At 70.4% G+C, this 17,051-nt stretch carries 15 protein-coding genes; 7 read left to right on the top strand and 8 right to left on the bottom strand.

What is annotated here, in order from left to right:
- Nucleotides 1–59: 59 nt before the first annotated feature.
- Nucleotides 60–518, top strand: a complete 459-nt coding sequence (locus OG219_RS32520; protein ID WP_266832538.1) for a DUF3291 domain-containing protein — start codon at nucleotides 60–62, stop codon at nucleotides 516–518.
- On the opposite strand, the gene OG219_RS32515 is transcribed toward OG219_RS32520, so the two are convergent.
- Nucleotides 515–1,438, bottom strand: coding sequence for an ADP-ribosylglycohydrolase family protein (locus OG219_RS32515; RefSeq protein ID WP_266832536.1), 924 nt, complete (start codon nucleotides 1,436–1,438; stop codon nucleotides 515–517). The genes OG219_RS32520 and OG219_RS32515 overlap by 4 nt on opposite strands.
- Before the next feature lie 163 nt (nucleotides 1,439–1,601).
- On the opposite strand from OG219_RS32515, the gene OG219_RS32510 reads away from it, so the two are divergent.
- From OG219_RS32510 to OG219_RS32495, 4 genes are all read left to right on the top strand, one after another.
- A complete protein-coding gene (locus tag OG219_RS32510) occupies nucleotides 1,602–2,522 on the top strand; it encodes a diiron oxygenase (RefSeq protein WP_266832534.1) in 921 nt (306 codons plus the stop codon).
- Nucleotides 2,523–2,752: 230 nt separating this feature from the next.
- Nucleotides 2,753–3,478, top strand: coding sequence for a TetR/AcrR family transcriptional regulator (locus tag OG219_RS32505; RefSeq protein ID WP_266832532.1), 726 nt, complete (start codon nucleotides 2,753–2,755; stop codon nucleotides 3,476–3,478).
- A gap of 65 nt (nucleotides 3,479–3,543) precedes the next feature.
- Nucleotides 3,544–3,849, top strand: coding sequence for a hypothetical protein (locus OG219_RS32500; protein WP_266832530.1), 306 nt, complete (start codon nucleotides 3,544–3,546; stop codon nucleotides 3,847–3,849).
- 102 nt (nucleotides 3,850–3,951) lie between these two features.
- Nucleotides 3,952–5,097 (top strand): NlpC/P60 family protein, encoded by a 1,146-nt coding sequence (locus tag OG219_RS32495; protein ID WP_266832528.1) that lies wholly within the window; start codon nucleotides 3,952–3,954, stop codon nucleotides 5,095–5,097.
- A gap of 82 nt (nucleotides 5,098–5,179) precedes the next feature.
- On the opposite strand, the gene OG219_RS32490 is transcribed toward OG219_RS32495, so the two are convergent.
- Genes OG219_RS32490 through OG219_RS32470 form a run of 5 tightly spaced genes read right to left on the bottom strand, consistent with a single transcriptional unit; the run spans nucleotide 5,180 to nucleotide 11,111 of the window.
- Nucleotides 5,180–6,433: a styrene monooxygenase/indole monooxygenase family protein gene (locus OG219_RS32490; protein WP_266832526.1), complete on the bottom strand. Its 1,254-nt coding sequence runs from the start codon at nucleotides 6,431–6,433 to the stop codon at nucleotides 5,180–5,182.
- Nucleotides 6,434–6,447: 14 nt separating this feature from the next.
- Complete coding sequence (locus OG219_RS32485) at nucleotides 6,448–7,140, bottom strand: ATP/GTP-binding protein (RefSeq protein WP_266832524.1); 693 nt, start codon at nucleotides 7,138–7,140, stop codon at nucleotides 6,448–6,450.
- Entirely contained in the window at nucleotides 7,121–7,522 is a 402-nt protein-coding gene (locus OG219_RS32480) for a DUF742 domain-containing protein (RefSeq protein ID WP_266832522.1), read from the bottom strand. Before OG219_RS32480 ends, OG219_RS32485 begins: the two co-directional genes overlap by 20 nt.
- Nucleotides 7,519–8,034, bottom strand: a complete 516-nt coding sequence (locus OG219_RS32475; RefSeq protein ID WP_266832520.1) for a roadblock/LC7 domain-containing protein — start codon at nucleotides 8,032–8,034, stop codon at nucleotides 7,519–7,521. Before OG219_RS32475 ends, OG219_RS32480 begins: the two co-directional genes overlap by 4 nt.
- The gene (locus OG219_RS32470; protein WP_266832518.1) at nucleotides 8,031–11,111 is read right to left on the bottom strand and encodes a nitrate- and nitrite sensing domain-containing protein; all 3,081 of its coding nucleotides are present in this window, start codon (nucleotides 11,109–11,111) and stop codon (nucleotides 8,031–8,033) included. The genes OG219_RS32475 and OG219_RS32470 overlap by 4 nt, the downstream gene beginning before the upstream one ends.
- Nucleotides 11,112–11,479: 368 nt before the next feature.
- Between OG219_RS32470 and OG219_RS32465 the strand changes: the two genes are divergently transcribed.
- Nucleotides 11,480–12,268 carry a protein phosphatase 2C domain-containing protein gene (locus tag OG219_RS32465; RefSeq protein WP_266832516.1) on the top strand — a complete coding sequence of 263 codons (789 nt, stop codon included), beginning with the start codon at nucleotides 11,480–11,482 and terminating at the stop codon, nucleotides 12,266–12,268.
- 419 nt (nucleotides 12,269–12,687) lie between these two features.
- Here OG219_RS32465 and OG219_RS32460 read toward each other — a convergent pair whose 3' ends face one another.
- Nucleotides 12,688–13,179, bottom strand: a complete 492-nt coding sequence (locus tag OG219_RS32460; protein WP_266832514.1) for a MarR family winged helix-turn-helix transcriptional regulator — start codon at nucleotides 13,177–13,179, stop codon at nucleotides 12,688–12,690.
- 330 nt (nucleotides 13,180–13,509) lie between these two features.
- On the opposite strand from OG219_RS32460, the gene OG219_RS32455 reads away from it, so the two are divergent.
- Nucleotides 13,510–14,352, top strand: a complete 843-nt coding sequence (locus OG219_RS32455) for a lysozyme (RefSeq protein ID WP_266832512.1) — start codon at nucleotides 13,510–13,512, stop codon at nucleotides 14,350–14,352.
- A gap of 104 nt (nucleotides 14,353–14,456) precedes the next feature.
- On the opposite strand, the gene lon is transcribed toward OG219_RS32455, so the two are convergent.
- Nucleotides 14,457–16,877, bottom strand: coding sequence for an endopeptidase La (gene lon / locus OG219_RS32450; RefSeq protein ID WP_266832510.1), 2,421 nt, complete (start codon nucleotides 16,875–16,877; stop codon nucleotides 14,457–14,459).
- Between the last annotated feature and the right edge of the window lie 174 nt (nucleotides 16,878–17,051).

Raw genomic sequence — 17,051 nt, 5'->3', positions numbered from 1 at the left:
TTCTCAGCTCGTGAGAAGGGGGGTGTGGTGGACTCACCGACCGACCTATCGTTCGGGTCATGAATGCCTTCACGTACGAACTCGCCCAGGTCAACATCGGACGGCTCAAGGCACCTTTGGATTCCCCTCAGTTGAAAGACTTCGTCGAGGCCCTCGACCCCGTGAACGCCGTCGCCGACGCTGCGGACGGGTTCGTCTGGCGGCTGCAGAGCGACTCCGGCGACGCCACGGACGTGGCCGTCTTCGACGACGAATGGCTGATCATCAACATGTCGACCTGGCGGGACGCGAACGCCCTCACCGCCTTCATGTACCAGGGGCAGCACCGTGAGCTGCTGGCCCGCCGCCGTGACTGGTTCGAGCGGCTGGAGGAGGCGATGGTGGCTCTGTGGTGGGTTCCAGCCGGCCACCGCCCCACCGTGGCTGAGGCCGAGGAACGGATCCTCCACCTGCGTGAACACGGGCCCAGCGCGTACGCGTTCACCTTGCGGAAGTCGTTCCCCGCCGGGGCCGTCTAGGAAGCTCCGGGTACCTTCTCCCGGCGTCGCAGCCACTCCTCCGGGACGCCCTCTGTTCCTGTACGCGCGGCCACTATTCCGCCCGTGATCGCGCAGGTCGTGTCTACGTCGCCGAAGCCCTCGGCCGTGCTCCAGAGGGCTGCGGTCAGGTCGGTCGGGTGGCGGGCGGCGCACCAGGTCGCGAAGGGGACGGTGTCGTCGGCTCGGATGCGCCGGCCGTTGCCGAGGATGTCGGACGCCTTCCAGGGGTCGGTGGTGAAGGGGAGGTCCGCCGCCCTGGTCAGGCCGTCGCAGACCGCGCTGTGGGGGGTCGCGGACGCGACGGCGGCCAGGTCCAGGTCGCCCCTGGCGGAGAGCGCGGCCGCCACTGCCACGGCTATCGCGCCCGCTATGCCCTCCGGGTGGGCGTGCGTCACCTCGGCGGAGAGTCTCGCCTGCTCGACCACGCGCGGCAGGCTTTCCTGGAACCACGCCCCCAGCGGGGCTGCGCGCATCGCCGCGCCGTTGCCCAGGCTGCCCTCGCCGTCGAAGAGGCCCTTCGCCAACTCCCGCCAGCGGGCTGGTTCTTGGAGGAGTCGCGGGAGCAGTTCGTGCATGCCGTAGCCGTAGCCTCGGGCCTGGTCCGCGTCGTAGCCGAGGGCGAAGGCCTGGGCCAGCTCCGTCTGGCGGATCTCGCCGTGCTCGTCCAGGACCCTGAGCACGCCGAGTGCCATCGCCGTGTCGTCGGTCCAGTGCCACTCCGGTTCCTGGGGTGTGCGCCGGGCGCGGATCTCCTCGTACGCCTGGAGGCGGTCGCGGAAGAGGGGGAACCAGCGCTCGCCGAAGGCGTCGCCGAGGGCCAGGCCCTCCAGGCTGCGGCGGGCTGCGGGGCGGTTGGCGGGCGTGGAGGGCTGCTTGGAGGGCTTGGAGGGCTTGGTCATGGGGGTGATGATGCCGGGCACGGTGGGGACGGTGTCGGTTTTATTCGGCGTCGACAAGTCGCGTGGGAGGGATTGACGGGCTTGCTGACACGCAGTCTCATAAGACGTGGCCGCCGGTAACTCGTAGGGATCCGGGACGACTTGGATTTGGATGGGGACAGCCATGATCGAAGCCGATGTGCTGCGCGACGCGCTCGGTCTGCTCAAGGACCGGGAGCAGGTGGCCTCGCGGCTGCTCGAATCCTCCGCCAAGCACTCCTTCGACCCGGACAAGGAGTTGGACTGGGACGCGCCGTTCGAGGACGGCAAGTGGTTCTGGCCGCCGGAGTTGGTGTCGCTGTACGACACCCCGCTGTGGCGGAACATGAGCGAGGAGCAGCGGATCGCTCTGTCGCGGCACGAGGCTGCGGCGCTGGCGTCGCTGGGGATCTGGTTCGAGATCATTCTGATGCAGCTTCTCGTGCGGCACATTTACGACAAGGCCGCGACCAGTGCGCATGTGCGGTACGCGCTGACCGAGATCGAGGACGAGTGCCGGCACTCGAAGATGTTCGCCCGGCTGATTGCGCGGAGCGGGACGCCGTACTACCCGGTGAGCCGGGCGCATTTGAATCTGGGGCGGCTGTTCAAGACCATTTCGACGACGCCGGGGTCCTTCACCGCGACGCTGCTCGGTGAGGAGATCCTGGACTGGATGCAGCGGCTGACGTTCCCTGACGAGCGGGTGCAGACGCTTGTCAGGGGGGTTACGCGCATCCATGTCGTGGAGGAGGCGCGGCATGTGCGGTACGCCCGGGAGGAGCTGCGGCGGCAGATGGTTACGGCGCCTCGGTGGTCCCAGGAGTTCACCCGGGTGACCTCGGGTGAGTTCGCTCGTGTTTTCTCCGTCGCGTTCGTCAATCCCTCGGTCTATACGAACGTCGGGCTCGACAAGCTTGAAGCTCTTGCCCAGGTGAAGGCCAGTGGGCATCGGCGGGATGTGATGCAGACCGGGGCGAAGCGGTTGACCGAGTTCCTTGATGACATCGGGGTGCTTCGGGGGGCTGGGCGGCGGTTGTGGAAGGCGTCGGGGCTGCTGGCCTGAGGGCTTCCACGACGGTGCGGGCCGGTGGCGCTCGCGGTGGCCGTGGGGGGGGCGGGTCCGCGCCGGTACATCCGCCCGCATCCGGACGGATCGACTGTGGGGATGGAGGGTGCCGTCTGTCTGGGATCCGTCCGGATGCGGGCATTTGATGTACCGACACGGCCCCTTGCGTTGTACGGCGGCTGCGGGGGCGTGGGGGCCGGTGTGGTGGTCCGGTTACGCTGCCGGGCATGACCTCTGCGGCTCCTACCCCCGCTTACCGTCGGCTGAGTGTTGAGGAGCGGCGCAGTCAGCTGCTCGAGGCGGCTCTGTCGCTCTTTGCTCAGCGGGCGCCCGAGGAGGTCTCGCTCGATGATGTGGCTGAGGCGGCGGGAGTCTCGCGACCGCTCGTTTACCGGTATTTTCCGGGTGGGAAGCAGCAGTTGTACGAGGCTGCTCTGAGGTCTGCTGCGGAGGAGTTGGAGCAGTGTTTCGCTGAGCCTCCGGAGGGGGCGTTGACGCAGCGGCTGGCGCGGGCTCTTGACCGGTATCTGGCGTTCGTGGATCAGCACGACGCCGGGTTCAGTGCTCTGCTGCAGGGCGGGAGTGTCGTCTCGACGTCTCGGACCACGGCCATCGTGGACGGGGTGCGGCGGGCGGCCGCCGAGCACATCCTTGATCATCTGGGCGTGCGGGAACCGGGGCTGAAGCTGCGGATGACCGTACGGATGTGGATCACCGCCGTGGAGGCGGCCTCGCTCATCTGGCTCGACGAGGGCAAGGAACCGCCGCTGGACGAGTTGCGGGACTGGCTCGTCGAGCAGTTCGTGGTGGCGGTCGTGGCCACCGCCGGGCGGGATCCGCAGACCGCCGGTGTGGTGAAGGCCGCGCTCGTGGTGGAGGTGGCGGACGGGGTCGTGGGATCGCTGGCGCGGCGGGTGCTTCCGGTGATCGGGGACGCGGCGCGGCTGCTGTGAGAGTGGCGCGCCCGTGAGAGTGGTGCACCCGCTCGTGTCGTGGTGGCGTTTGTGACACTGGGGCGGTGAAGAGCGAAGACACTCCCTTTGTCGGTGGGCCTCTGGACGGGCGGGTGCTGCCTGTGCTGCTCGGGGCCACCGGGCATCCGCCGAAGATTTACCGGGTTCCCGTTCCGGACTCGGGCGGGGGGCCGCCCACCGTGCTCGTCTACCGGCGGGTGCAGGCCGGGCAGAGCAGACGGCTCGGGCTGCATCAGGGGTGGCGGTACGAGTACGACCCCGAGGGGCCGGTGGGGCGCGGGCTCAAGTGGCCCTGGTCCAAAAGCGGTGGCAAGCCGGACGCCACGCCGGGGACCAACGCCGACGAGTGACCTTCTTCGGCCGAACCGACCACCCGGCGCGCGCCCGGGATGCGCGCGCCCGATCCTGCCGGTGAGAGGTGGACGGGCCACCCCCGTACCGGAGGTGATGACGTGTCAGGAAGGCTTCTGCGTCTGGGCTGTACGGCGGCCGTGACTGTGGTGACTGCGGGGGTGGTGTGGGGGATCTCGCCGCCCGCCGCTGCCGTTCCGGCACCCTCGGAGCCCGGCTCCCGGTCCGTCGCCGAGTTGCTGACGGACCTTCAGCGGCTTTACCGGGAGGCCGAGCAGGCCACCGAGGCGTCCAACGCGACCGAGGAGCAGCTGAAGAAGAAGCGGGCCGAGGTCGCGGTGACCGACGCTCGGCTGGCCAAGGCACGCCTCTCCCTGCACGACAGCCGCGGGGCCGCTGGGCGGCTTGCCCGGCAGCAGTACCAGGGCAGGAGTGAGATCTCCCCATACGTACGGCTGCTGCTCGCCCGCGATCCGCAGCACGCGCTCGACCAGGGGCATGTGGTCATGCAGCTGTCGCGCGAGCGGGCCAAGACCGTGGACCGGCTGGTCGGCAACGAGAAGCGGACGGACACGCTGGCACGGGACGCGCGGAAGGCCCTGGACGGTCAACTCACCCTCGCAGCACGGCAGAAGAAGGAGCGGGACGAGGTACGCGGGAGACTGAAGGAGGTCGAGGAGCTGCTTGCCTCGCTGACCGTCGATCAGCTCGCGGAGCTGGCCGAGTTCGAGAAGTCGGGGGAGGCCGAGGCCCAGAAGAAGTTCATGGCCTCGGGTGCGCTGAGCGGTGAGCGACGGCCCTCGCAGGAGGGCGAGGAGGCGCTGCGGTACGCCGTCGAGCAGGTCGGCAAGCCGTACGAGTGGGGAGCGGAGGGGCCGGCCACGTACGACTGCTCGGGCCTCACGTCACAGGCCTGGGAGCATGCCGGTCGGCCCATCCCCCGGACCAGTCAGGAGCAGTGGGCCCAGCTGCCGCGCATCCCACTGAGCGACCTGCGCCCGGGGGATCTGGTCGTCTACTTCCCCGAAGCCACCCACGTCGCCCTGTATCTGGGGGACGGGGTCGTGGTGCAGGCCCCCCGGCCCGGGACGAAGATCAAGGTCTCGCCCATTGCCGCCAATCCGGTGTTGGGGGCGGTGCGCCCGGACCCGGGTTCCCCCCTGCCCGAGGGCCACTACACCCCGCCGAAGCTTCCCGAGGGGGCAATGGAGGGTGCGGACGAGGGCTACAGCAAGAGCACGTTGTAAGTCGGCGCGGGCAGGGGCGCCCCTTTAGGGGCGCGGGGAACTGCGCGACCAGCCACAGCCCACCCGCACCCGGGGAGATCGCTCAGGCTCCGGTGACCGAGGCGAGGTACGCCCCTGTCTTCTCGGGCTCATAGAAGAAGTTCTCGAAGTCGCTGGGGTCGTCGAAGCCGTTCGCGAAGCGATCGGCGACCGGCGGCAGTTGACCCGCGGCACCGATCAGGTTCAGGACGTGCTCCGGCGGAACGCCAAGCATCGCGTTCGTCCACTTCGTGACGTGCTGGGCGGTGTCCCAGTAGCGGTCGAACGTCGCCCGCATCCAGGTCTCGTCGAACTCCTTCTCACCGTGCTCGACGATCGAGGCGAGGTATGCCGCGGCGCACTTGGAGGCGGAGTTGGAGCCCTGGCCGGTGATCGGGTCGTTCGCGACGACCACGTCGGCGACGCCCAGGACCAGGCCGCCGCCGGGGAGACGGCCGACCGGGTTGCGGACAGTGGGCGCGTAGCGCCCCGACAACGTGCCCTGGGCGTCGGTGAGTTCGACCTTGGTGGCCCGCGCGTGCTCCCACGGCGTGAACCGCTCCATGAGTTCCAGGGTCAGGGAGAGGTGTTCGGCCGGGTCCTTGACGCCCTTGAAGACGTCCAGCGGGCCGCCGGGTATGCCCTCCCAGAAGAGGATGTCGGCGCGGCCTGAGGTGGTGAGGGTCGGCATGACGAAGAGTTCGCCGACGCCGGGGACCAGGTTGCAGCGGACCGCGTCGTAGTCCGGGTGCTCCGGACGCGGGCCCAGTCCGTGGACGTAGGAGACGGCGAGCGCGCGCTGCGGCTCCGCGTACGGGGAACGGGAGGCGTCCCGGCCGAACATGGACACCAGCTCGCCCTTGCCCGCGGACACCAGGACCAGGTCGTACGTACGGGCGAAGTAGTCGAGGTCGGAGACCGCCGCGCCGTGGATGACGAGCTGGCCGCCGCGCTGCGCGAACGTCTCCATCCAGCCGGCCATCTTCACGCGCTGGTCCACCGACTGCGCGTACCCGTCGAGCTTGCCGACCCAGTCGATCGCACGCTGCGAGGGGCCCGGGTCGAAGGAGCCGGGGACGGCCACCGAGACGCCGAGTCCTTCGATCTTCGGGGCCTGGGACTCCCAGAAGTTCAGCTGGAGGTCGCGCTCGTGCTGGAGTGCCGTGTCGAACATGCACTGCGTCGACATGACACGGCCGGAGCGGATCTCGTCCGCCGTCCGGTTCGACATCAGGGTGACCTCGTACCCCTGCGACTGGAGGCCGAGGGCGAGCTGGAGTCCGGACTGGCCGGCTCCGACGACGAGTATCTTCCGCATGCGGGTGCTGTCTCCTACTCGGGGCTGACTTCGAGCGCGTGGCCGACCAGGGCGAGGAGGGTCTCGACGACCAAGATCCGCCGACGCGCGTCCATGATCATGACAGGTATGTGCGGAGGCACCGTGAGGGCCTCGCGCACGTCCTCCGGCTCGTACCGCTCGCTGCCGTCGAAGTGGTTGACCGCGACGACGTACGGCAGTCCGCAGCTCTCGAAGTAGTCGAGCGCCGGGAAGCAGTCCTTGAGGCGGCGGGTGTCGGCCAGGACCACCGCGCCGATCGCGCCGCGCACCAGGTCGTCCCACATGAACCAGAACCTCTGCTGGCCCGGGGTGCCGAAGAGGTACAGGACCAGGTCGTCGTCGAGCGTGATGCGGCCGAAGTCCATGGCCACGGTCGTGGTCAGCTTCTCCGGCGTCGCGGTCAGGTCGTCCGTCTCCGCGCTGGCCTGCGTCATCAGCGCCTCCGTCTGGAGGGGCGTAATCTCGGAGACCGCGGTGACGAGTGTGGTCTTGCCCGCTCCGAAGCCGCCCGCCACCACGATCTTCGTCGCGATCGGGGCGCGGGTGCGGTCCGTCTGCCAGGCCTGGAGGTTCTCGTCGGCCTCGGGGAGCGGTGGCGGTGACGGTTGCGGTTGCGGTTGCGGTTGTGCGGGAACTGCGTTGGGGAAGGCGGTTCTTGGTGCGCCCTCAGAGACGACGGAGTCCACTCAGCACCCTTTCCAGCAGAGCGCGGTCCGGCTGTCCCGGGCCGTGACCGGTTCCGTACACACGGATCTTTCCCTGGTCCGCCAGGTCGCTCAGGAGCACGCGGACCACGCCGAGCGGCATCCTGAGGAGGGCGGCGACCTCAGCCACCGTACGCATCCGGCGGCAGAGTTCGACGATCGCCCGCATCTCCGGCATCACCCGGGTTCCGAGCGAGCCATTGGTCAACTCCCGGCGTTCCTCCGGGGCTTCGAGCGCCGCGACGAACGTCTCCACGAGCAGCACGTGTCCGAAGCGGGTACGGCCTCCGGTGAGCGAGTAGGGGCGTACGCGCGCGGGTTTGCGGTCGCCGCCGCGGACCGGGAGCTTTGGTGCGCTGCTCATCGGGCGCTCCCCGTCGACTCGGTCGCGGTCTCGCTCTCCAGGGACTTTCGGAGTTCGATGCGGAGTTCGGGGGTCAGGGCGTGGCCTGCGCGGCCCACGAAGAGCGCCATGTGGTACGCCACCACGCTCATGTCGCAGTCCGGGGAGCCGTGCACACCGAGCAGCGAGCCGTCGCTGATCGACATGACGAAGAGGCTGCCCTCGTCCATCGCCACCATCGTCTGCTTGACGGCGCCGCCGTCCATCAGCTTGGCGGCGCCGATGGTGAGGCTCCCGATGCCGGAGACGATCGTGGCCAGGTCGGCGGCGGACCCCTTGGGGCCAGTGGGGCGTTCCCCCCTCGCCTCCCGGGCCTCCGCGTTCCTCCCGGGGTCGGAGGAGAGCAGCAGCAGACCGTCGGAGGAGACGACCGCCACCGAGAGGATGCCGGGCACCTCCTCGACGAGGTTCGTCAACAGCCAGTGCAGGTTACGGGCTTCACTGCTCAGGCCGAAGGTACTGGGCGCGGTCAACTGCTTGCCTCCTCGACTGTGCCCCCCGATGGTTCTACGTCCTGTGCGTGCGGCCCCGCGTCGTGCGCGGGTGCGTTCAGCTCCGCGGTCTGGTCGGCGATCTCCGCCTCCACCTCGCGGCGGCCCTCCTGCGCGCCCCGGTGGAACCCGCCGAGCCTGCGGCGCAGGGCCTCGGCGTCCACACCGCCCGTGCGTGGCCTCGGGGCCGGCACGGGAGTGGAGATCTTCGGCGTCCGCTTGGGCAGCCCCTTGTCGGTGACCCGCTCGGACTCGGACTCGTCCACGTCCACGTCCGGGACACGCTCGTGGGCGTCGGGGCCGATGGCGTAGGGGTCGGGGGTGGGGGTGGTTCGGGGGGCGTCCCCCGGCTCGGAGAACGGACGGGGCCCGGAGGCTTCCGGAGACTCGGGGGCCGGCTCGGCGGCCAACTCGAGTGCGGTGGGCACCAAGGGTGCGGCGGGCTCGACGAGTCCTGCGGATGCGGTGGGTACTGCAGGTGCTGCCTCGGGTGCCCCAACGGGCCCTGCCACGACGGCCGTTCCGGTTGTGGCTGTACCGCCCTCGGCAGCTGAGCCGGGATGCGTGGCCGTCTCGGCGGGTCCGGCTTCGCCCTCCGTTCCCGCCGGCCCCGCAGCGGAGGCCTGCCCGGCCCAGGGTTCTCCCCGGGTCTCGACCGGCTCGTCCACCGGGAATACCGGGAGTACCGGGGCCAGGAGCTCCATCGTCGTCTCGGGCGTCGGCTCGGGTGCGCTGGGCGCCGGGGCACCTTCGTCCGCGTCCCCGGCGGCAGCCCCCCGCACCGCCTCCTCCGCCGCCGCGATGAACGGGTCCTCGTCCCCGGCCGGGGGCTGCGCCGGGAGGGTCGAACGGCCGTACAGGACGTTGGAGTTGGCCTCGGCGTCCGCGCCGGGGAGGGTGAGGGCGGGGGCGGGGGCGGGGGTCGCCGCGGCGGCCGGGGTGGAGGAAGGTACGGCGGTGGAGGGGGCGGGGGTCAGGAGGGTTCCCGGGAGGACGGCGACGGCCGCGATGCCGCCCTGCTTCTGCTCGCGCAGCTGGACGCGTACGCCGTGCCGGTGGGCGAGCCTCGCCACCACGTACAGGCCGAGCCCGAGTCCCTCGCCGCTCTCCTGGTCGTACGGGTCCGCCGGATCGAACTCCGCGAGGCGGGAGTTGAGCTCCTTCATCCGCTCGGTGGTCATGCCGATGCCCTCGTCCTGCACGGAGAGCATCACCTCACCGTTCTCCAGGAGCCAGCCGGAGACCTCCACGGCCATGTCGGGCGGCGAGAACGACGAGGCGTTCTCCAGGAGTTCGGCCACGAGGTGCGAGATGTCGTCCGCGGCGAACCCCGCGAGATGCGCGTGCGGCGGCAGCGTGGCGATGCGGACACGCTCGTATCGCTCGATCTCGCTGACCGCGGCGCGTACGACGTCGACGAGCGGGACAGGTGCTGCGTGCTGCTGGCCGTGCTCGGCGCCCGCGAGGATGAGCAGGTTCTCGCTGTGGCGCCGCATGACGGTCGCGAAGTGGTCGAGCTTGAAGAGGGTGGCGAGGCGGTCGGGGTCCTGCTCGCGCTCCTCCAGGCCCTCGATGACGCCGAGTTGACGCTCGACGAGGCCGAGGGTGCGCAGTGCGAGGTTGACGAAGGTGCCGTGGATGCTGCCGCGCGCCTGCTCCAAGTGGGCGGCGGCCTCGGCGAGTTCGACGCGGAGCTTGTCGCGTTCGTCGGCCATCAGCTGGCGCTGGCCGATGAGGTGTTTGCGGTCGCCTTCGAGGGTGGTGAGCCGTTCGTGGAGCGATGCGGCGTGCGTGTGCAGGGCGTTCACCGAGCGGACGACCTGGGCGAACTCGTCGTTGCGGCCGGTGAACTTGACCGGCTCCTGCGCGCCGGGGTCGGCGGCGAGGCGGGCCGAGCCGAGCCGCAGCACGGCCAGCGGACGGGTGAGGCTGCGCGCCATGGCCATCGAGACACCGACCGCGACGAGCAGCAGCGTGCCGATGAGCGCGATGCGGATCTCCAGCGCGGTGACGTCGTCGTCCCGCAGCGCTTCGAGGTCCTTGATGCGGCGGCTGTTGAGGGACGCCTCTGCGCCGCGCATCAGCTCGACGCGGGCGGAGAGCGCCGCGTCCAGCTTCTTGGTGCTGGTGTCGAGTTCGGCGTCGGAGATCGTCGGCTGGTCGGTGAGGCCCGAGAGGTACTTGTCGGCGTTGGTGACGTCGGGCCCCGTGACCGTGGAGTCGTACGAGGTCTTGTCGGCCTTGGGCGCCGTCTCACGGAAGCCGGCGAGAGCAGCGTCCGAGCGGAGGCGGGCCTGCTGGGCGGCGGCGCTGAGCGCGTCGCGCTGCTTGGTGTCGGCCTCCGAGGAGACGCTGGTGGTGGTCGTCAGGCCCGTGTAGGGGTCGGTGGTGGTCTCGGTGGTGCGCGGGATGCTGAGGGCCGCGAGGAGCAGTCCGCGGGCGGCTGCGGACTGCTGGACGGCGGTGTCCAGCTCGGCGAGGGAGTGCGCGCCGGAGCCCGCGCGGGGCGGCACCTGTTCGGCCAGGTCCTCGGCGAGGGCGTGCAGTTCGGTGATGGCGCCGGAGTACGACTGGTGCGCTTCGAGAGCGGTGCTCTTGCCTGTGAGCGCTGCTCTCCGCAGCGAGGCGATCGCGTCGAGGTCCGTGAGGAGGGCCGCGGGGGCGTCCTCGTCCGCCCGCAACTCCTCGACCTGGCGGTCGACCCGGGCGCCGCGCTGTTCCGAGGGCGCCTTGGCCTTCGGCCGGCCCGCGGCGATGTACGAGGTGACCTCGTCGCGCTCGTCGGCCAGCGAGTGCGCGAGGGTCAGCGCCTGCTGGGTGCGCTGCGCGAGCGTCACCAGGTTCTGGGAGTCGTTCAGCTGACCCGAAGCGGTCAGGATCGTGGGGGCGCCCGCGCCGGCGATGGCGGCCGCGACGACCGCAACGGCGACGATCAGCCGGTTGCGTACGTGGGCGGTCCGACCCCTGCCCGCCGAGTCTGGGGCATCGCCGGCGGCGCCGCCCCCGGTCGAGCTGGAGGCCTTCTGCTTGCCTGTGCGCCTCGGCCGCGTCTTCTGCACCGGTGCTCGCATTCCTGACTCGTGTACCCATGGGCCCGGGTGACGTTCCGTCAACTGGGGCGTTCGCCCGGCACGGCTCCCGACCCTCCCAGTGCCGGTGGGCAGTGGTCCCGCATCATCCGGCCCGCCACCCGAAGGAGTGAACATCGGACCGGAGTTGACGGGCAAGTTCCTCTGGCCTGTGCGGTTCGCCTGCGCGGCGGGCCGGTTGGACGTGAGCGACGGGCTTTGGCAGTATTCGCCGCCACGCTCCACCGGAGTCGATCATTCCATGCCAAACCCGGCGCCTGAACTGCTGGTCCGCACCCATTCGGCAATCGATGCCAGCCTCTCGTGGACCTTGTGAAGGGCTCGTGCAGACTGGCCGGATGCGTACCGAACTCGTCTCGGAGCCCGGCGACCCGGCCCGCCCCAATGAGGACTTCGCATCGGTCGGGCTTCCCGCCTCAGGACAGGGGGGCGCACTGGTCGTCCTGGACGGGGTGACACCCCCCGAGGGAGGCGACGGCTGCGTGCATTCCGTCGCCTGGTTCTCCTCCCGCCTCGGCGGAGCACTGACCGAACTGTCCCTTTCCCGCCGGGATCTGACGCTGCGGGAGATCCTTTCCCACTCGATTTCGCGCACCGCCGAGGCCCACGCCGAAACCTGTGACCTTTCTCACCCGCGTACACCTCAGGCAACCGTCGTCCTCGCCCGCTGGTCAGCCGCCGAGGTCGAACATCTGGTCCTGTCGGATTCGGCACTGCTCCTCGAGTCCCCCGACGGTTCCGTCACCCCACTCCTCGACGACCGCCTCTCCCACGTCCCCCGCGCGACCCTCACCTCCGCCGCCCTCACCGACGCGAACCTCCGCAACCAGGAGGGCGGCTTCTTCACGGCCGCCGCGGATCCCTCGGTGGCGTCGCGTGCGGTGACGGGAGTGGTGCCGCGATCGTCCGTCCGGGCGCTGGCCGCCCTGACCGACGGCGCCACCCGATGGGTGGAGAAGTTCCAGGAGGGGGACTGGGCAGGCCTGTTCACCGTCGTACGGAAGGAAGGGGCTCAGGCCCTGGTGGACCGCGTACGGGCCCTGGAGGCGGCGGACGCCGAGCGGCGGGTACGTCTGGGACGGAGCAAGACGCATGACGACGCGACGGTGGTGTTCGTGGAGTGGTGAGCCGCTGCCGCCGCCGCGTCGTACGAGGGGCGCACTTCGCCGAGTGGCGCGCTACGGAGGGGGCCTCGGCGGGTGGTCGGCTGCCTCTCCGCGTGAGGGGGCGAGCCGGGCCACCTCGCCACACAGTCCTCCACCTGCCCGCGCGCGAGGCCGAAACGGGCCCCCCCGCCGGGTAGTTGGCTGCCTCTCCGCGCGAGGTGCAGAGCCGAGCCACCTCGCCGCGCAGCCCTCTACTGTCCGCGCGAGAGGCCGAGACGGACCGCCTCGCCGGGTGGTCGACTGCCTCTCCACGCGAGGGGCCGAGAGGTCCCGCCTCTCCGCGCAGCCCGCCACTCGTCCGCGCCCCGGGCCGCCTCACCGCTCGGTCGGCCACGCGTCCGCGTGACGAGCGGTGCGGGCCCGTGTCGCCGGTCCGTCCGCTACTTCTCCATCCCGCTGTTCAGCTGATGCAGCAACCGCGCCAGTTCCGCGACCTCCCGCGGGTCCCAGCCCCCCAGTTGCCGCACATAGCGCGCCCGACGTGCCTCCCGCACCGTGCTGAAACGCGTCCGGCCCTCCTCCGTGAGGTGGACGAGCCAGGCGCGGCCGTCGGCGGGGTCGGGTTCGCGGGCGACTAGGCCCAGGTCTTCCAGGGCGCGGAGTTGACGGGACATGGTGGCCTTGCCGACGCCGATGTAGGCGGCGAGTTCGGTGGCGCGCTGGCTGCCGCACTCCTCCAGGCGGAAGAGGAGGCCGTACGCGGACGACTCCAGGTCGGGATGGACCTCGCGGGCCATCTCGCCGGAGGAGGCCCGGGCGCGCCGCAGGAACACCGTCAACTCGCGTTCCAGTGCGGGGAATTCCTGGTCCACACCACTTCCGGACGCCGTGGGTTCGACACGATGTCCGTCGCCGTTTGGGTCCTCGTGCACGTCAGCACCCCTGACTCGGTTTCCGGATCCTGAAAGTTTCTGCCAAGAGGCGCTATCGCCGCAGCTCCGCCAGTATTTCGCAGGCGTAGACCAACGGCAGCGTCCGGGCCCTCTTCCCGCGTGGTCCGCCACCTGCGTAGCTTCAATGGCAGGCAGTTTCTGACATGACCACAGCAGAAGATGCCACAGCAGGAATTTCCCGGCATGGCCGGCCACGCCACCGGCAAGTCGCTGAAGACTTGCCCCCCCACACACACAGAGCGGGCGCATGCCGCAGGCGTTCCCCCACCGAGCACCACCGTGCACCACCGATCCCCTCGGAGGCACGACATGCCCGCGCACAGACGCAGACACAGATCCGGAACGACCAGCTGCTCGCACTCCCCGAAGCGCCTCTCCGCCCTCGGGATCCTGCTCGCCGCCTTCTCCCTCCTCCTCGCCCTCCCGGCCCACGCCGCCGACATCCCCGCCCGCGGCACCGCCCACCTGGGCATGGGCGTCGTCGCCCACGACGGTCAGGGCGGCACCCCGGCCACCGGTGACGCCACGCAGACGGAAGGCGTGGACGTCAGCAGCCATCAGGGCAACGTCGCCTGGGCGACCCTGTGGGGCAGCGGCGTCAAGTGGGCCTATGCCAAGGCGACGGAGGGGACGTACTACACGAACCCCTACTTCGCCCAGCAGTACAACGGCTCGTACAACGTCGGCATGATCCGCGGCGCGTACCACTTCGCGACCCCCGACACGACGACCGGCGCCACCCAGGCCAACTACTTCGTCGACCACGGCGGCGGCTGGTCCAAGGACGGCAGGACGCTGCCCGGCGTGCTCGACGTCGAGTGGAACCCGTACGGGGCCTCCTGCTACGGCAAGACGCAGAGCGCCATGGTCAGCTGGATCAGCAGCTTCCTCACCCAGTACAAGGCGCGCACCGGGCGGGACGCCGTGATCTACACGGCGACCAGCTGGTGGACGGAGTGCACCGGCAATTACGCCGGTTTCGCGAGCGCCAACCCGCTGTGGGTCGCCCGCTACGCCACCGCCGTGGGCACGCTGCCGGCGGGCTGGACCTACTACACGATGTGGCAGTACACGTCGTCGGGGCCGACGGTCGGTGACCACAACAAGTTCAACGGGGCGCTGGACCGGGTGGTGGCGCTCGCCAACGGCTGACAGCGGATAGCTGACACCGGACATGGGAAGGCCCGGGCCCCTCACAGGGCCCGGGCCTTCCTCAACCGATGGCGCCCGTCACGCCGCCACCGGAACCTCCGGGATCACGCCGCCACCGGCACCTTCGGGCTCGCACCGTTCGTCGCCGGCGCGAGCGCCAGCTCCAGCACCTGGCGGACGTCCGTCACCGCGTGGACGTCGAGCTTGTCCAGGACCTCGGCCGGGACGTCGTCCAGGTCGGGCTCGTTGCGCTTCGGGATGATCACCGTCGTGACGCCGGCCCGGTGTGCGGCGAGCAGCTTCTGCTTGACGCCGCCGATGGGCAGGACACGGCCGGTGAGGGAGACCTCGCCGGTCATGGCCACGTCGGTGCGGACCAGCCGGCCGCTGAGCAGCGAGGCGAGGGCGGTCGTCATTGTGACGCCCGCGCTCGGACCGTCCTTGGGGACGGCACCCGCCGGGAAGTGGATGTGCACGCCCCGGTCCTTCAGGTCGCCGACCGGCAGTTCCAGTTCGGCTCCGTGCGACCGCAGGAAGCTCAGCGCGATCTGCGCCGACTCCTTCATCACGTCACCCAGCTGACCGGTGAGGGTCAGACCGGCCGCGCCCGTCTCGGGGTCGGCGAGCGACGCCTCGACGAAGAGGACGTCACCGCCCGCGCCCGTGACAGCAAGCCCGGTCGCGACACCGGGCACCGCCGTGCGCCGCTCGGCCGGGTCCTGGGCGGACTCGGGCACGTGGTGCGGACGCCCGATGAGCGAGCGCAGATCGTCCTCGGTCACCGTGAACGGCAGCTTCCGCTCGCCGAGTTCGTGCTGCGCCGCCACCTTGCGGAGCAGCCGGGCGATGCCGCGCTCCAGGTTTCGTACGCCCGCTTCCCGGGTGTACTCCCCGGCGAGCCTGCGCAGCGCGCTCTCGTCGAGCGTGACCTCGTCCTTCTCCAGGCCGGCCCTCTCCAGCTGACGCGGCAGCAGGTGGTCGCGTGCGATGACGACCTTCTCGTCCTCGGTGTAGCCGTCGAGGCGGACCAGCTCCATGCGGTCGAGCAGGGCCTCCGGGATGGCTTCGAGGACGTTGGCGGTGGCCAGGAAGACGACGTCGCTGAGGTCGAGTTCGACCTCCAGGTAGTGGTCGCGGAAGGTGTGGTTCTGGGCGGGGTCGAGCACTTCGAGAAGGGCGGCCGCGGGGTCACCGCGGTAGTCGGAGCCGACCTTGTCGATCTCGTCCAGGAGCACGACCGGGTTCATCGACCCGGCCTCCTTGATGGCGCGGACGACCCGGCCGGGCAGCGCGCCGACGTACGTACGCCGGTGTCCGCGGATCTCGGCCTCGTCGCGTACGCCGCCCAGGGCGACCCGTACGAACTTGCGCCCCATGGCGTGCGCGACGGACTCGCCGAGCGAGGTCTTGCCGACGCCGGGAGGTCCGACGAGCGCGAGCACGGCACCGCCGCGGCGGCCGCCGACCACGCCGAGACCGCGCTCGGAGCGGCGCTTGCGCACGGCGAGGTACTCGGTGATGCGCTCCTTCACGTCCTCCAGACCAGCGTGCTCGGCGTCCAGGATCGCCTTGGCGCCCTGGATGTCGTACGCGTCCTCGGTCCGCTCGTTCCACGGCAGTTCGAGCACGGTGTCGAGCCAGGTCCGGATCCAGGAGCCTTCGGGCGACTGGTCGCTCGCGCGCTCCAGCTTCTCGACCTCCTTGAGGGCGGCCTCGCGGACGTTCTCGGGAAGGTCCGCGGCCTCGACGCGGGAGCGGTAGTCGTCGCTCTCGTCCTCCCCGGCCTCCCCGTTGAGGTCGCGGAGTTCCTTGCGTACGGCATCGAGCTGGCGGCGCAGCAGGAACTCGCGCTGCTGCTTGTCGACGCCTTCCTGTACGTCCTTGGCGATGGACTCGGCGACATCCTGCTCGGCGAGGTGCTCGCGGAGCTGCTCGGTGGCGAGCTTGAGGCGGGCGACCGGGTCGGCGGTCTCCAGCAGCTCCACCTTCTGTTCGGTGGAGAGGAACGGTGAGTAACCGGAGTTGTCGGCAAGGGCGGAAACGTCGTCGATGGCCGTGACGCGGTCCACGACCTGCCAGGCGCCGCGCTTGCGCAGCCAGCTGGTGGCGAGGGCCTTGTACTCCTTGACAAGTTCATTGACGTGGCCGGGCAGCGGCTCGGGCACGGTCTCGGCAACGCGTGTCCCCTCCACCCAGAGAGCGGCTCCCGGACCCGTGGTCCCGGCGCCGATCTGCACGCGCCCACGTCCGCGGATCAGCGCACCCGGGTCGCCGTCGGCAAGGCGGCCGACCTGCTCGACGGTGCCGAGCACACCCGTGCGCGCGTACGTCCCGTCGACCCGCGGCACCAGCAGCACCTGCGGCTTTCCCGGCGTGGAACGGGCGGCGGCCTGAGCAGCCTCCACCGCGGCACGTACATCGGTGTCGTTCAGATCCAGCGGAACCACCATTCCGGGCAGCACGACCTCGTCGTCGAGCGGCAGCACGGGCAGGGTGAGCGGTGTGGACGTCGTATCGGCAGCCATGATCTTCCTCTCGACAAGCAAGTTGAGCTACATGGACTCAATGCTTGTGAGCGCTCTGGTGTTCCCCGGGGATGTTCGCTGTCAGCGATCGCTGTCGTGGGGGCCGGGGACCGGGACTGAGGGAGCCCCGCGCTCCGGCTGCGCACCCCGATAATCAGTTGCCTCAACCCGCAC

The organism is Streptomyces sp. NBC_00038 (assembly GCF_026343635.1).
In the GTDB taxonomy this organism is placed as follows: domain Bacteria; phylum Actinomycetota; class Actinomycetes; order Streptomycetales; family Streptomycetaceae; genus Streptomyces.
Note: the sequence above shows the minus strand (reverse complement) of the source record. Positions and strands in the feature narration are given on the sequence as shown.

Coding starts and splice junctions, on each gene's coding strand:
- OG219_RS32465 (WP_266832516.1), top strand. CDS start 11,480: ATGCGTACCGAACTCGTCTCGGAGCCCGGCGACCCGGCCCGCCCCAAT.
- OG219_RS32480 (WP_266832522.1), bottom strand. CDS start 7,522: ATGAGCAGCGCACCAAAGCTCCCGGTCCGCGGCGGCGACCGCAAACCC.
- OG219_RS32505 (WP_266832532.1), top strand. CDS start 2,753: ATGACCTCTGCGGCTCCTACCCCCGCTTACCGTCGGCTGAGTGTTGAG.
- OG219_RS32515 (WP_266832536.1), bottom strand. CDS start 1,438: ATGACCAAGCCCTCCAAGCCCTCCAAGCAGCCCTCCACGCCCGCCAAC.
- OG219_RS32520 (WP_266832538.1), top strand. CDS start 60: ATGAATGCCTTCACGTACGAACTCGCCCAGGTCAACATCGGACGGCTC.
- lon (WP_266832510.1), bottom strand. CDS start 16,877: ATGGCTGCCGATACGACGTCCACACCGCTCACCCTGCCCGTGCTGCCG.
- OG219_RS32455 (WP_266832512.1), top strand. CDS start 13,510: ATGCCCGCGCACAGACGCAGACACAGATCCGGAACGACCAGCTGCTCG.
- OG219_RS32490 (WP_266832526.1), bottom strand. CDS start 6,433: ATGCGGAAGATACTCGTCGTCGGAGCCGGCCAGTCCGGACTCCAGCTC.
- OG219_RS32510 (WP_266832534.1), top strand. CDS start 1,602: ATGATCGAAGCCGATGTGCTGCGCGACGCGCTCGGTCTGCTCAAGGAC.